The organism is Paenibacillus sp. J22P218 (genome assembly GCF_056269195.1).
In genome coordinates this window covers 159,170-174,971 of the sequence record NZ_JBWDNL010000008.1, presented here as the reverse complement: position 1 = coordinate 174,971, position 15,802 = coordinate 159,170, and the positions used below count along the sequence as shown (strand labels likewise).

The 15,802-nt window shown below is 51.0% G+C and carries 8 protein-coding genes; 6 read left to right on the top strand and 2 right to left on the bottom strand.

Going from position 1 to position 15,802, the window contains the following annotated elements; translation table 11 throughout:
• Positions 1 to 91: 91 nt before the first annotated feature.
• From rlmD to AC0YN0_RS28080, 5 genes are all read left to right on the top strand, one after another.
• The gene (gene rlmD / locus AC0YN0_RS28100; RefSeq protein WP_475824258.1) at positions 92 to 1,582 is read left to right on the top strand and encodes a 23S rRNA (uracil(1939)-C(5))-methyltransferase RlmD; all 1,491 of its coding nucleotides are present in this window, start codon (positions 92 to 94) and stop codon (positions 1,580 to 1,582) included.
• A gap of 409 nt (positions 1,583 to 1,991) precedes the next feature.
• Positions 1,992 to 8,960 carry an InlB B-repeat-containing protein gene (locus AC0YN0_RS28095; RefSeq protein WP_475824257.1) on the top strand — a complete coding sequence of 2,323 codons (6,969 nt, stop codon included), beginning with the start codon at positions 1,992 to 1,994 and terminating at the stop codon, positions 8,958 to 8,960.
• 186 nt (positions 8,961 to 9,146) lie between these two features.
• A complete protein-coding gene (locus tag AC0YN0_RS28090; protein ID WP_475824256.1) occupies positions 9,147 to 9,554 on the top strand; it encodes a hypothetical protein in 408 nt (135 codons plus the stop codon).
• Positions 9,555 to 9,587: 33 nt separating this feature from the next.
• Positions 9,588 to 10,832: a flagellar filament capping protein FliD gene (fliD, locus tag AC0YN0_RS28085; protein WP_475824255.1), complete on the top strand. Its 1,245-nt coding sequence runs from the start codon at positions 9,588 to 9,590 to the stop codon at positions 10,830 to 10,832.
• A 123-nt stretch (positions 10,833 to 10,955) separates the two neighbouring features.
• Complete coding sequence (locus AC0YN0_RS28080) at positions 10,956 to 12,029, top strand: alpha/beta fold hydrolase (protein ID WP_475824254.1); 1,074 nt, start codon at positions 10,956 to 10,958, stop codon at positions 12,027 to 12,029.
• A gap of 64 nt (positions 12,030 to 12,093) precedes the next feature.
• On the opposite strand, the gene AC0YN0_RS28075 is transcribed toward AC0YN0_RS28080, so the two are convergent.
• Both AC0YN0_RS28075 and AC0YN0_RS28070 read right to left on the bottom strand, forming a co-directional pair.
• A complete protein-coding gene (locus tag AC0YN0_RS28075; protein ID WP_475824253.1) occupies positions 12,094 to 12,792 on the bottom strand; it encodes a response regulator transcription factor in 699 nt (232 codons plus the stop codon).
• On the bottom strand, positions 12,789 to 14,948 hold the full coding sequence (locus AC0YN0_RS28070) for a sensor histidine kinase (protein ID WP_475824252.1): 2,160 nt from the start codon (positions 14,946 to 14,948) through the stop codon (positions 12,789 to 12,791). Before AC0YN0_RS28070 ends, AC0YN0_RS28075 begins: the two co-directional genes overlap by 4 nt.
• Before the next feature lie 51 nt (positions 14,949 to 14,999).
• On the opposite strand from AC0YN0_RS28070, the gene AC0YN0_RS28065 reads away from it, so the two are divergent.
• Positions 15,000 to 15,338 carry a hypothetical protein gene (locus tag AC0YN0_RS28065; protein WP_475824251.1) on the top strand — a complete coding sequence of 113 codons (339 nt, stop codon included), beginning with the start codon at positions 15,000 to 15,002 and terminating at the stop codon, positions 15,336 to 15,338.
• Positions 15,339 to 15,802: the final 464 nt, after the last annotated feature.

Below are 15,802 nucleotides of genomic sequence, written 5' to 3'. Positions count from 1 at the left end.
ATGCGAATGGTGCAAAGAGGCTGGCCGTATTGTATGATAGGAGTTAGATTTTTGATTAAGGACGGCTATGAAGGCAGAGCGGAGAGATTACATGCGTAAAGGTACGAACAAGGGCGGCAGCCATAACGGAAGATTGAATAGAGGGCGCAACACGGTGGCCGAGAAGGAACGGGCAGACGCGCCCTTCCAGAAGAATGAAGAGGTGACGCTCGATATTATCGGCCTCACCCATGACGGCGAAGGTGTAGGCCGTGCGAACGGCTTCACCCTATTCATCCAAGGGGCGCTGCCCGGCGAGCGCGTACGCGCGAAAGTGATGAAGGTGAAGAAGCAGTACGGCTACGCGCGTCTAGTGGAATTGCTGGAGAAGAGCGCAGATCGGCAAGAACCGCCTTGTGATATTTATAAGGAGTGCGGCGGCTGTCAACTGCAGCACTTCGACTATGCGGCACAGCTGACATGGAAGCGGCAGCATGTCGTCGATAACCTCGTGCGGATCGGGAAGCTGAATGTGGTTGGCGAAGGCAGTGGGGACGGGGCATCGTCGGACGGAATCGTTGTCCATCCTACGGTTGGTATGGACAAGCCTTGGCGCTACCGCAACAAGGCGAGCGTGCCGATCGGCACACATAACGCGAGCGGCGAGCTGATCGCCGGCTTCTACGCCCGCGGCAGCCATCGCATCATCGACATGGACGATTGCCTCATCGAGCACGAGCATAACGACGAGGTTGTCCGCGTCGTCAAGCGGATCGGCCGCGAGCTCGGCGTCACGCCTTACGACGAAGAGACAGGCCGCGGCGTGCTGCGCCATGTCATGGCTCGGACAGGCGTTGTGACTGGCGAGATCATGGTCGTGCTGATCACGAACGTGCGAAAGCTGCCTTCGGCAGACCGTTGGGTAGAACGCATCCGCGAGGAGCTGCCAGGCGTGAAGAGCATCGTGCAGAACGTGAACACGCGCGAGACGAATGTCATCTTCGGCGACGAAACTCGGACGCTGTGGGGAAGCGAAGTTATTTACGATGAGCTCGATGGCATTCGCTTTGCGATTTCGGCGCGATCGTTCTATCAGGTGAATCCGGTGCAGACGGTGGAGTTGTACAGGAAAGCCGTGGAGTACGCTGGACTGACGGGTAACGAAGATGTGATCGACGCGTATTGCGGCATCGGGACGATTTCGTTGTTCCTCGCTCGGAAGGCAGGCCGTGTCTACGGCGTTGAAATAGTGCCGGAAGCGATTGAGGATGCTGCGCGGAATGCGGAGTTGAACGGCATTAAGAATGCTAGCTTTGAAGCTGGTCCTGCGGAGGTTGTTATCCCGCGCTGGCGCGAGGAAGGCGTGACGGCCGACGTGATCGTCGTCGATCCGCCGCGCAAAGGCTGCGATCCCGCGCTGCTGGATACGATCTTGAAGATGCAGCCGAAGCGGGTCGTGTATGTGAGTTGCAATCCTTCGACGTTGGCGAGGGATTTGCGAGTGCTCGAGGATGGCGGGTATCGGACGGTGGAGGTTACGCCGGTGGATATGTTCCCGCATACGACGCATGTGGAGTGCTGTGTGAAGCTCATAAGGAATTAACGATTTACGAGCCGCATTTACAAAATTGGCTAGGGTTCAAGCGTGAATAATGCTTGAGCCCTTTAATTTGTTTAGGGCTAATAGTCTTATAAATAGGGAATTCGAGAGTAACCCTATGATAATTCTTACTCGGTGGAAAAAAGGATCACGGCGTTGGGGCATTACTTGACGCCGTGATCCTATTTTGTTTTTTCCCTCATCTTGTCGAAGATTCCCTATTCAATTGTCGCACTTTCACTATTCATCTTGTCGTTTTGTATGATTCGGAGGCAGAAAATGTGCGGTTTGGCAGAAGCATGTCGTAAGCGCGAACTTAAAGTTTTCTTTAAAATTCACAATAGAATCTTCTAGAGCAGTATGGTAGAAACAAAGATTCATAACAGCTGCGAGCGAGAAGGGATGATTAAGTGTGAAGAAGGCAACAAAATGGAAGGGCAAGTGGACCTCACAGTTTCTGGCGTGGATGCTGGTCATCAGCATGGTGGTGACCGGACTGCCGGTGCAGCAGGCGGCAGCGTCCGAACTGCCGGTGCAGCAGGCGACAGCGTCCGAACAAAGCGGGTTCCAAGATGTTAGTCCAACAGACTGGTTCTACGAGGCGGCCAACTATGTTCAGAAGAATGGTATATTCAGCGGAACGGGCGGCGGATACTTCTCGCCCAAGGGAACGTTGACGCGTGCCATGTATGTGACGGCGCTTGGACGAATGGCGGGCGTGGACGTAAGCGAGTATACAACCACGTCCTTTGCCGATGTGCAGACGGGTACTTGGTATGCGCCATATGTAGAGTGGGCAGCCAAGAAAGGGATTACCGCCGGCACAGGCAACCGGAAATTCGATCCGAATGCAAACGTATCCCGAGAGCAGATGGCGGCGATGACTTTGCGTTATTTTGAAATCTATCAGATTCCCTATCAAACAAGCAATCCCGTAACGACGAAGCCGGGCGATCTCGCCGATGTGTCTCCTTGGGCGGCTGACGCGGTCGTCAAGGTGTGGCAAGCAGGGTTGTTCACCGGGGATGGCAAGGGCAATTTCAACCCGCATGCCCAAGCCTCTCGTGCGGAAGCGGCTGTTCTATTCATGCGCAATAGTGCGGTTGTGCAGGCATGGGCAAATCAGAATCCAGCGACGGAGACGCCGAGTCCCGAGCCAGGCGGGAACAGCGGCAGCAATAGCGGCGGCAATTCCAATAACTCTGAGTATATCATTACGTTCGAGAGCAACGGAGGTACTGCGGTCGCTGCTCAGAGCGTAAAGAAAGGGGAACCGTTAAATAAGCTGCCTGCCCCCGTGAAAGAAGGATATATATTCCAAGGTTGGTTTAGGGATGGCGATTTTTCTCTCATTTTCGCGAATGGCAGTACCGTTAGTGCGGATACGAAGTTGTATGCCAAATATATGGATAACGTCAGTAATGCCGTTCAGAGCGTTCCCAGTTACTCGGTGCTGGATGTCGCGCCGGACTTCACCATCGCCGTATATGATGAGACCGGCAGTCTGACGGCATCCGAGGTACAAGCGGGTATGACGTTCCACGACATCGCGGATCCGGACTCCGCGGAGATTACCGTCACCGGTTCGAACGGCCGCTTCACGGTAGCGTCCGCAGCCGAAGACGGTCAGTTCGAAGAAGGCAACACTTATCAACTTACGTTGACAGATGAAAACCTGTCTTTTCAAGGTCAAGACGAGACGACGAGCATCTATGTTTTTAGCGTCGCTAAACAAGAAGCCATGAGTATCCCGTTGAATCCGAACATGATCTATCTGCGCTTCGCGGATGTCACGGATATGATGCTGGATGGCGCGGATGTGGGTTCGCCCGCGATTCCGGTGGTCTCGACGACGGTGGGCGACAGCGAAACCGGTCTCGCCGCGGCGAATGCAAGCGGCGGAACGTTCACCTACTCTGGAGACACGGCGATTCAAGTTGGCGATGCCGTAGCCATCTATGTAGGAATTCGTCCCGATCAGCGCACGGTAGAAACAACCGGCGTCGACGACGGAGATGTCGCCTATGTAAGGATCACGGCAATTAACGGCAACACCTACACCTATGGTAACGCGGATTCCAAGCAAGTGTTGTTCAAGCCGGATGTTCTGCCAGTGAGCGTAGAGGCGGACACGGATGGAGACCCGTACAACCACTCTATCAGGGTAGAGAGCATCGCAATGAACTACAGCGACAGTCTGTATGCGCAATTCGGTTTGAGCGAACTCACCACCGTCGATGTGGGCGATTTTATCGGTTTCTATGAGGGCAACTTTGCCGAAGAAGGCTCAAGAGTAAGCGGATATGGCCGCATCACATCGGTTACCCCTGCGGCGGAAATGCTTGTCATTACGTATACCGATGCCACCATGGCAGATATCGAGAATGTCTTCGACATCTATCAGCAGCAAACGCTTGACGGCAACCTGCTGTTATCGGATGAAGATATCGCTAAGCTCGAAGATCAAATTGAGCGGCAAGCGATAGACAGCGGTTTCGTCGATCAAGCCGCGAATTATTTGTCCGCCCTCGCTATGCAAACGAATGAATTCAAGGCGCAGCCGCAGGCGATGGACCTGGCACGCTCAAGCGACGAGGGCAAAGTCAAAGTGGAGAATCTGACCGTCGTCGCTTCGCTCGGCACGACACTGCGGCATATTGACGGCCGAACCTCAGGCGTAAGCGCCGCGCTGCAAGTGGGAGCCGACATTGTCATATCGATTCATGAAGAGAGCGATCTCGTCATCCATATGACCGGTACATTCCTTGAGGAGATGAGCCTGGGGCTAGGCGTAGACGGGGATCTGCAAGGACATTGGGAATATTTCTGGGGTATCCCTTATTGGTACACCATAGATGATTATGTGGTCACCGCGAATCTGGATGCCTATACCTATACCGGAATCAATGTAACGGCGAAGATCGCCACCGTCGAACACGATAAGCTGCAGGATGCGTTGGATGACTGGGATAAAGCAGCTACGGGCGGCAAGCTAGGCAAGGTGCGCGACATCACGACGGAAATTAAAGCGTTAATCGATGGCGTGCAAGATACCGGAGTAGACGACGCGTCGTTGATGGCACAGTATCAAGAGATGATGGAGAACGAGACGGATTGGGTTCCGTTAATCAAGAAAGAGCTCGTAGACAAAAGCATGCGCGTGGCGCTGGGTATTATTGAAGTCAACTTTACGGCAGAGTTCGTTGTCAATGCCAATGTGAACCTGACGATAGGGGCTGATTTCAACTATACGACTGCCAAGCGCTACTCGGCTACCCTGCGCGTGCTTAGTTTCACTGGCAAGAGCGACACCGTCAGCTTGCCGGGCGACGGCAACTATCAGTTCACCTTCTATGTCATGGGGACGCTCGGATTGCGGGCGGGCATACATATGGAGCTTAAAGCAGGGATCGGTAGCGTCAAATTAAATAGCATCGGGCTAGCCGTAGAACCCGGCGCTTATGTGAATCTATGGGGGTACTTCTACTATCAGTTGAAGAAGCAGAACGGGGTGCAGACCTCCCGGTCTTTAGGCGCTCTGTATGTAGAGATCGGCATCTATCTGGAGAGCTCGGTAGGCGCTCAATTAGGCGATGGATTGCTCTCGGCCAGCATGCCGGTGTACGACAATACATGGCCGCTGTACACGGTAGGGGAGCAGCAGCATGTTGTCGACTTTGCCTATTCGCAGGATAAGGCGCCCGCAGTGAACTTGGCGGGTTCCGCGTCATCCATCTCTGTGCCGCAGACGCTGCTCACGATGAGTACGTTTGATTTGAAGACAGGCCAGATGGGTACACAGGTGTATGACCGCTCGAGATTCGATATCCAGGTGGACAATCGAAACTTCAGGTATCAGGCGAATACCGGGAAGATCGAAGTGGTGAACAAGAACATTCAGGTGAGCGAGGGCAACCTGGTCATCACTTGGAAGGGGGCGCCGCTGTCGTACTCGTCGGATTCGCTCACGCGCAAGATTCCGTTGAATTGGTTGGCTAGAGTGGGCGACTATATTCTCCAGCTTAATCCGCAGAATGGCGGTATGACCAAGGTTGTCGCTGCCCCGTATAACGCGGCGATCAGCTTGGAAACCCCGGTCTATCAGGGGTACACCTTTGACGGCTGGTATTGGTCTGAATCCGGCGGCACGAAGGTGACCATTCCGAGCCGTATGCCTGCCTCGGACTGGATCCTGTACGCGCACTGGATCCCGAACACGGATACGCCGTATACCGTTCAGCATTATATGATAGATCCGAATACCAAAACATCGACAACGACATCGCCTGTGGTTACGGAAACGTTGACCGGAACAACCGGCACGGAGATCCGGATCAACTCCGACAGGTTCAGGGATCAAGGTTATGCGACAGGTACGGCAAGCGGAGTGATGATCAAGGGAGACGGCTCGACAGTCGTCAGGGTTGATTACTACCCGATGAATCGAACGATGACCTTCGATTGGGCTTATGCGGGGGCGCCCGGAAGTTCGGTAACGGAAGCGGTCGGCAAGAACATCGCGGCTCGTATACCGGTGCCGACAAGACCGGGATATACGTTCGCAGGTTGGTCGCCGGCTGTTCCAAGTGCGATAACGGCTTCGGACACCACCTATACCGCGCAGTGGACGGCAAAAGAAGACACGTCTTACCAGGTCGTATACTTGCTGCAAAATATCGGAAGCGACACCTATACGGTTGCGGATACGGAATCGTATCGCGGTACAACCGATACCGAGGCGAAGCTGACAAATCCGACCAAATCCTATGCGGGCTTTACGTTCGACGGCAGCGTTCCGGGAACGGTGACTGCAGCCCCGATTGCGGGCAAAGGCACAACAGTCCTGAAGCTGTACTATAAGCGCAATAACTACGCCATGACGATCAATTACAATGGCTCCGGCGAAGAGACTAAGATCGTTAACGTACCTTTCGGGGCAACGACGGGGTTATACCTAGGAGCTCCGACTTGGCAAGGGCATGCATTTACGGGATGGTCGCCTGCTTCTCCGACAACGATGCCCGCCAAGGCTGTCGAGTTCACCGCTCAGTGGACGGTGAACACCCACACGGTGAGCTTCAACAGCAACGGCGGGTCGGCGGTGGTTGACCAGACGGTTGGTTATGGCTTCCTGGTAAGCCAACCGGATGAACCGACGAAGGATAATCTGGTGTTCGCAGGCTGGTACAGCGATAGCGCTCTGACGAGCGCTTACGACTTCGCGACACAGGTGACGGCAGACCTCGCGTTGTACGCGAAGTGGGTGCGCAGCTACACGGTGAGCTTCGACAGTAACGAAGGGTCGGAGGTCGCCGACCAGAAGGTGAACGAAGGAGACAAAGCTTCTGCTCCTAGCACGCCGACGAAGGAAGGCTTTGTGTTCAGCGGTTGGTACAGCGACAGCGAATTGACGAGCGCTTACGACTTCGAGACGAAGACGGTGACGGCTAACCTTACTTTGTATGCGAAGTGGACGATTGCTCCAAAAAATAACTACACGGTGAGCTTCAACAGTAACGGCGGCACGGCAGTGGCTGATCTGACGGTGGTGGAAGGAGCAGTGGCCGAGGCGCCTAGCGCACCGACGCTAATCGGTCGTACGTTCGAAGGTTGGTATAGCGACAGCAACTTGACGAGCCGTTTCAGCTTCTCGACGACACCGATAACGGCAAGCCTTACGCTTTACGCGAAGTGGACGATTAACAGCTACACGGTGAGCTTCAACAGCAACGGCGGGTCGACGGTGAATAACCAGACGGTGGTATATGACGGCAATGCTACGTCGCCTACCGCACCGACGAGGAACGGTTACGCGTTCGGCGGTTGGTACAGCGACGCCGGTCTGACTGCAGCCTACAACTTCTCTACGCAGGTGAGGTCTAACTTCACCTTGTACGCGAAGTGGACGGCCGTCTACACGGTGAGCTTCAACAGCAATGGCGGATCGTCGGTGGCTGACCAGCGCGTGGAAAATGGCGGCAAAGCAGCGGCACCTAACGCACCGACGAAGGACGGTTATACGTTCGGCGGTTGGTACAGCGACGCCGCACTGAGTGAGGCTTATATCTTCACGGAGAGACAGGTGATCGCTAACCTCACGTTGTACGCGAAGTGGACATTTAACAGCTACACGGTGAGCTTCGACAGCAACAACGGGCCGGCCGTAGAGGACCAGGCGGTGATTCCCGGCGGCAAAGCCGTGGCACCTGCCGCACCGAAGTGGGTGGGTTATCGATTCGACGGTTGGTACAGCGATCCCGAGTTGACGAACGTCTATAACTTCTCGGCAGTGGTGATCGAAGATATTACCCTGTACGCGAAGTGGACGATGACATCGTGGCTGCATCTTGGCGATACGATGGAAGTGGGCGTGACTAAACAGTCCAATGTCGTGGTCGACAGCCAAGGTACTGCTTATGTTGCTTATGCGCTCTCGAGTAAAGAGGTATTCGTGAAGAAATACGTAGAAGCGGATGACGAGTGGCAGGTCGTTGGCAATCCAGCCGACCTCGGCAATTCGTGGGGCTCGGTTGAAATAACGCTCGCCATGGACAGCCAAGACAGGCTTTACGTTGCTTATGTGGATTCAACCAAGAAAACCATTGTGAAGAGATATATGGATGGGAATTGGGAAGATGTAGGCAATTTACAACAACAATTCGGGGACGGTATCTCGATTGCGTTCGACGAGAATGACACTCCATATATTGCTTATGTCGATGTTAGTCAGAGCAACGTTCAAACCGTATACGTAAAGAGGTTTAACGGTGATATTTGGGAGAATATAGACAGTATAGTGACGTTAGGCGCTAACAATGTAGCCCTCGCGATAGATCAGAGTAACACTCCTTACTTATTCTATACGTACTATACCATCGGTAATCCAATTCGAGCTGCTGTGGTGAAATACGTGGGCGAGAATCATGCTTCGAATTCTCTCAGTAATCCCCCGGAGCCAGGCGGTTATAATATGGCATCATTCGAGCTTGATCCGAATGGCGAACCTTATATGACCTATACGAGCGGTTCCAAGGTGTACGTGGTGAAATACGAGAACAACGCTTGGGTGCCTGTAGGTACCGCTGGATTCCCGGTAACAGCGTATGGTCCGTCGGATATCGCCTTCGACAGCCAGGGTACTCCTTATGTTGCTTATATCGATTCTGCGCTTGGCAACAGTGTGACTCTGATGAAATACGAGAACATGAGTTGGAGCGTCGTAGAGTATGCCGGCGTCTCCGTTCGTAACAAATACACGAATTTTGTCAAACTCAACATAGACAGCAACGACAACATTTATGTGAACTTTATTGTCAATACAAGCAACATCACATTAGATGGTAAAGAGACCGTGATGAAGTATGATCCGGACTTGCATTAACCTTTAACGGATCAAACTAGCAGAACAGCCTGCTCCCATCGGAGCAGGCTGTTCTCGCTGTGCGTCCGGCATGGGCCGTAGTTAACTCGAACACAAAGTTTTCTTTAAGTACCTTTTATAGAACGTTCTTTCATGATAAATTTAAAGAAATGGTAGAATTTGACGAAAAAAGTAGGGGGGGATGGCATGAATGTAAGATCCGTGCAGCCGGTCAGCAATTATTTCAAAGCGATGCAGCAATACAAGGACGCACGCGCGTCAACGGATCAGTCGCGTGTGGCATCTATTCGAAACGTACTCGTGACGGGCAAGAAGCTGCGCACCGACGAAATGGACTACTTACAGCGAAATGATCCGAATCTACATGATCAAGCAATGAGACTCTCCATGGAACGCCAAGCGTATGAGGACGCATTGCGGCATAGCCGCAGCAAAGCGGATGCGAACAATTACAACACGTACAATCTGTTGCAGATTGCCGGGCAACTGAAGCATGGCGGTTCCGAGGAAGTGCTGATGCGCGCAAACGCGATTCAGGAAGCCCATCGCGAGTTCGTTAGATCGAGCAAGTATGCCTCGCTGAGCAAAAATTAACATTACTGTGCGACAGTATGGAGGGTTAGACAGATGACATTATCGATTAACTCCTATAACTTGATGAATCCGATTAGCAGAACGACGTCTTTGAGTTTCCAGTCTTCCAATAGTTCGAGTTCGAACCCGTCTTTATTCTCAAAGTTCGTTTCGAAGAGCAATATTTATGAGCAATATATTAAGACAGCGGCAAACGGGGTTGCGAATTTTTTGAAATCCGCGCAGGATATGCAAGCATCGGCGCAAAAATTAATGCAGAATTCCTCTTTCCAAGCAAGGACGGCGGAATCATCGGACAGGATGAAGGTTACTGCAGCTGCATCGGCCGGTGCCGCGAGCCGAGCTTATGAAGTTAAAGTGAATGCGGTCGCGACTTCTCAAACGAATAGCGGATCATTTTTGTCTAAAGCAGATACGTCCGTTGTAAGCAAAGGCATCAATCAGTTCGACATTACGATAGGCGGCAAGACGACGAAGGTATCGGCTGTTATCTCCGATAAAGATACGAACGATCAAGCGCTGACCAAGCTGAAGGATGCGGTCAATGCGGCGAAGACGGGAATAACCGCCAGTATTGTAACGGATGATCAAACAGGCAATAAGAAGCTCGAGTTAAGCAGTGATAAGACGGGAGCGGATCAGGCTTTCGAGGTTAAAGACGTTACCGGCAACGCGATGTCGGCAACCGGCGTTAACCATGCAACGCAACTTGCGTCCAATGCGTTCTACAGCGTGAACGGCGGCGCTACGCAAACATCGCAGTCGAACACGATTGATTTGGAGAAGGGCAAAGCTACGGCGACACTCATAGCCCCGTCGACGGAAGCCGTGAAAATTCAAATCAAACCGGACGAAGACAAAATCATCGCTCAAGTTAAAGATCTGGTGACGGGTTACAATACGATGCATGATCGCTTGAAAGAAGCCGGCGGCGTTATGGATTCATCTGTCCGTAAAAGCATGGAATCGTTAGTCAGCTCATCTACTTATGAGCGAATCGGCATTCACCGTAACGGCGACGGTACGCTCAAGCTGGATGAAGAGCAGCTTAAGAAGAGCTTAAACGCGAATTTCGAACAAACAACGAAAGCGATTAGCGGCAATTATGGCCTAGCCGACCGTCTATCATCAGCGGCGGAAAGATACAATGATGTCAAGGCAAGCAGCTTGCTTAACGCGAAGGCTCGCCAGGTGCAACAATTCGCGATGTACCAGTCATCGATGCAAATGGCGATGCCGACGCTGGCAAGCGGGTGGATCGTGAATTCGCTTTATTAACTCTCCGCAAAATCATAAAACTTGGGTTTGTACGTTAATGAACCGTCCGAGAGTGGACGGTTTATCTTGCGTTCAAAAAAGGATCTCACTGATGCCGCGGCAAGAAAATATAGGAGTCGTCAATTGAAAAGAAAATACATAAGGATTACAAAAATAAGTGTTTTTATTATTGTTTTGCTTCTAGCAATCGGATTGGTGTTTCCAACATGGACACCTCGAATTGAAGGAGATAATAGCATAAGTTTTTTACAACAGATCGAGATTAATGGCACTGATCATGAAGTCATGATTAGAGGTGTGGACCGACGCAATCCGATAGTCATCTTTGTGCACGGCGGTCCTGGCTGTTCTGAAATTCCCTATGTGCGGAAATATCAAGATTTACTTGAAAAAAACTTTACAATCGTACACTATGATCAACGCGGAAGCGGGAAGTCTTATCATTTTTTTGAGGATTACTCTAAATTATCCGCAGACTTGCTCGTCGATGATTTGTTGGCATTAACGGATTATGTTAAAAAGGAATTCGGACAAGAAAAAGTACTGCTGATAGGCCATTCTTTTGGCACATATATTGGAATGAAAGCTATTGCAAAAGCGCCTGACAAATTTGCTGCTTATGTCGGGATCGGGCAGGTTGCCGATCATGGGCAAAGCGAATTGGATAGCTTGAATTATTCCATTAAACAAGCAAAATTAGCCGGTAATTTAAAGGATGCGGAACGATTAGAACGGCTTCGAGATCCAATAGAAAAAGGGGAGCAACTTACTCCAAGAGATATGATTCGAAAATATGGCGGAGCAGCTAGATTGATTGATGATAACAGGGATTATTACACAGGGTTTCTCTTTAATCCGGAGTATAATTTGCTCGATGTCGTTCGCTATTTAAAAGGAGTTTCATTATCGCAACAAATTTTGTTGGAGGAAGAGTCGAAAAATCATATTACAAGTATTGTTGATAAAGTAGATATACCCGTTTATTTTGTCATGGGACAATATGATTATATGACATCTGCAAACGCGGCAAAAGAATACTTTGAAGTTCTGGAAGCGCCGAAGAAGGAATTTGTTATTTTCGAAAAATCCGCTCACTATCCTCAATTTGAGGAGGAAGAGTTATTTGCTCAATGGTTGAGTAAAACATGGAGTAAGCTTAGCGGCATATCGGCAGAAAAAGACCACCTTCCCAAGTAAACCGGAGGTGGTCTTCGTGTATATCGTGTATGATCGGCAGTCGTGTACACGGCCAACCTTATCGCTATGTTCGTGCTTGCTGGCCAACCAGCATATATCCGGCCCCTCGAATCGTAATGATTCTCTCCGGATTAACAGGATCAGCCTCTATTTTTTTTCGCAAATTACTGATGTGTACGGCGACCGTTCTCGTATCCTCCAGACTGTCCATACCCCAGATGAGATGGAACAACGTATCGACAGCGACGACGCGGTTAACGTTTTGCGCCAAATAGGACAGCAGACTAAATTCTTTTTTCGATAAAAAGACGGTGTTACTGCCTATGGTGACGGACTGTGCGTAGAAATCCAGCGTCAAACCCGGTAACTCTAGCAGCTGTTCCCTTCTGCTTGTCGACACTCGGCGAAGGTGAGCCTTGATTTTGGCCATGAGTACTCCCGGACTGAACGGCTTGGTCACATAATCGTCGCCGCCATAGGATAATGCGCTGATTTTCACCTCGTCTTCCTCGCGACTGCTCAGAAATACGATCGGCGCATTCGTGTAGCTGCGTGCGTTCCTGCACCAGTCAATGCCGTTCTCATTAGCTAGCAGCACATCCAGTACGATCAAATCCGGATCGAACGACGCAAGCAGCTTCATGGCTTCCGTCCCGCTGTGGGTATACGAGGATATAAAGCCTTCCCGATCGCAATACGCCTGAACAATCTCGCATATATGGGGATCATCATCGACGATCATAATTTTGTACGTGTCCTTCACGCTGTCACCTTCCTGTCTCTCGAATACAAAGGCAGCGATACATAGAATATCGACCCCGTCTTGCCATCGCTCTCCGCTCGAACCGCCCCTCCATGGGCTTGTACGATTTCCCTGCATATCGCCAGTCCGAGTCCGCTACCCTCTACTCCATTCTCCATGCTCGATCGATCATACCTGTAATTGCGATCGAAGATTTGCTCGAGCTGCTCCGGGGGAATGCCCGTGCCGGAGTCTTGTACGCTAATGATCGCAAAGCGGCTATCTTTCGCTTCGTCCACTGCCAGTGCAAGACGTACCACCCCGCCGCTAGAGGTGAACTTCATCGCGTTCGACACGAGATTAAACAACGCCTGCTCTAATCTTTGCGCATCCATCTCGACAACCGGCAAGTCAGGGCGTTGATCTTCCGTATTTCCGATATCCAGTATGAAATCCAGCCCTGCGTCACGCACAACCAGCTCATATTGTTCAAAAAAACCGCGCAAAAAGTGAATCGCATGTACCGGCTCCATTCGATAAGCGACTTGTCCCGTCTCTAGATGCGACAAGAAGGACAACTCCTCGATCATGCGGTTAATCCTTATCGTGTTATCCCGGATATACTTCAGGTACTGTTCATTGCGTTCCGGCCTAACCATGTCCTTCACAGCCTCGACATAACCGAGCATGCTGGACAGCGGCATGCGCAGATCATGCGTAATGTAGGCAAGTAGCTTCTTCCTTCCTTGCTCGGAGTGGAGTAACCGTTCATACGACGCGCGGAGATCTTCGTGAGCTGCGGATAAATCATGCGTGCGCTCCATCACGATCCGCTCCAAATTGGCATTCATTTCGATCAGCTTGTCATTAGCTTCCTGCAGCTCGCGCGCGATCCGCTCTTCGTTCGTTGCCGCCCTCGTAAATCTTGAAGAAAGCAAAACGATTTGTGCGATCGTAAATACCAACAGACCAAGCGGAGACGTATTTCCGATTACCGACCATTCGTTGTAATATAAAAAATCATTGATAACCGTAACAAGAGTAACGACCGACACTAACAGGAAGGTCAGCGCTCCCTCCATGCGCCGCACAGCCGCGTGGGCAAGCCCGAACATCAGATACGCCATGTGCAGAACAACGATCACGCCGATCATCGGCAACATTTTGGAATAAAGGAGTGCCGGGGTCGCCACAACGACTAGACAGAGTGCGCCGGTTGCGATTCGACTGCCAAGGCGAAACCATCGCGACACATAATTCGGGAAAATGCATTCAAAATACATCGTGATGATATAACCGCTGCTGCAAAGAATCAGGTACTCGATCTTGAACTGCAATTCCCATGGAATAGCCGGCCACAATTGCGTGATCATGAGCTCGCCGACCAGCAAGGATCGGATACCGAACAACACGGTGAACAGACCGAAATACAAGGGGGCCTTGTCTTTGCGTCGCAGTATGAACAACAGCAGGTGATAAATGCCGATCACCAGCAGGCTTGCGGTGATAAGCATATCTGCGGCGATTCTCAGGTGTGTCTTGACCGTTAACGCATCACTGCCGCCCAGCTCGATATCCTTGGTGATGCCGCCTCGCTTATGATGAAAGTTCGCTACTTGCATAACCAGCTCTACCGTGTCGCTTTCGGGCTGGAAGAACACCAGCTTCGTTGCCAGATGCGGTGTCACGCCACTCTTGTCCGGAGCAACCGCACCGACTTCTGCCAGCAGTTCACCGTTGGCCCATAATTTATACGCATGAAAAATAGCAGGCAGCCGCAGGGCAAGTCTCTCATTCCGATCCTGCTTGCTAAGCTCGATGACCAGCCGAAAGGTTGCAAAGCCGTCTCCTTTCAACTCTTGACCATCCATCGGGTAGCCTAGCCAGGACCCGGGGATGTTGATATACCGATCAGCCTGTCCCCCTTTTTCCGTGCGGCTCCTTATATCCTCTGGCGAAAGCAGCTCTTGCCAGTAAAACGCCCATTCTCCCTGCAGCTTTCGCGGATTGTTACTAACATGATCCTCCGTTAAATCCAGAATGCCTTCTTCGCTTTTAATCCGAGGGGAGTCCGGTGCAGAGACGAGGGCATAGCTTGCGACCAAACCAACAACAACGACAACAGCTATGCGAAGCAAGATCGTACGAGAACCGAATCGAAGAATATCCCTCATCATGAAGTCGACCCCAATCTACTAGATGCGCTATAAATTAAGTTGATTATTTTAATGATAGCATTATTGGCAGGTTTTATCTCAAGCGCTAGTTTAAAGTTTTCTTTACCTTTGATTAATGGGTTAAACTACATGGGCTTGTTTGGAACAGAGGAAGAGCCGGATTGGAATGACGACAGCGTCGTAAATATCGCGAAGCAAATTATCCGATTCCAGTCTGCTAGCTTTGAAGCTGGCCCCGCCGAAGTTTTTATTCCGTGCTGGTGCGAGGAAGTTATCATCACAGATGTCATCGCCATCGATCCTCCTCGAAAGGGCTGCGATTTTGCGTTGCTCGATACGATCCTGAAGATGCAGTCGAAGCGGGTTGTGATGTGTGTTGTAATCCTTTGACTTTGGCTAGGATTTCGGGCGGTGGAGGTTACACCAGTGGATATGTTTCCGCATACCGTGCACGTAGAATCGGTGGCTTTGTTGGTGAGGAATGGTACAGATCGCTGAGAATGCGGTGGTGGAGCTGGTTTGGGGAGTAGTACAGATGAAGTGAAAGTGTGAAACAGAGGCTAGAAAATAGTAGAGTTGACCGATTGTTGACGAAAGAAATAGATTAATTGCGAGATGCCTGATTCTTGTTTTTTCAATTATTAGGACAGGAGTTCAAACTATCTGACCTTACCCCGAATAAATAGACACGTAGAAACCCTCTATAATACAAGTGAAGGGATTCACTATGGTAGTCAGAGAAATTCGATAAGGCATTCAAAGAGCAGGTTTTTTTGCGCGTGATCGTAAATGAAGTAACGAATACTGAAGCAGCTTAGAAGATCGGCGTTCATTTTGCTACCGTCTGAGAATGG

What these genes read in the sequence shown, in the direction of transcription:
- rlmD (WP_475824258.1), top strand. Translation starts at nt 92, where the DNA reads ATGCGTAAAGGTACGAACAAGGGCGGCAGCCATAACGGAAGATTGAAT.
- fliD (WP_475824255.1), top strand. Translation starts at nt 9,588, where the DNA reads ATGACATTATCGATTAACTCCTATAACTTGATGAATCCGATTAGCAGA.
- AC0YN0_RS28065 (WP_475824251.1), top strand. Translation starts at nt 15,000, where the DNA reads ATGATAGCATTATTGGCAGGTTTTATCTCAAGCGCTAGTTTAAAGTTT.
- AC0YN0_RS28090 (WP_475824256.1), top strand. Translation starts at nt 9,147, where the DNA reads ATGAATGTAAGATCCGTGCAGCCGGTCAGCAATTATTTCAAAGCGATG.
- AC0YN0_RS28070 (WP_475824252.1), bottom strand. Translation starts at nt 14,948, where the DNA reads ATGATGAGGGATATTCTTCGATTCGGTTCTCGTACGATCTTGCTTCGC.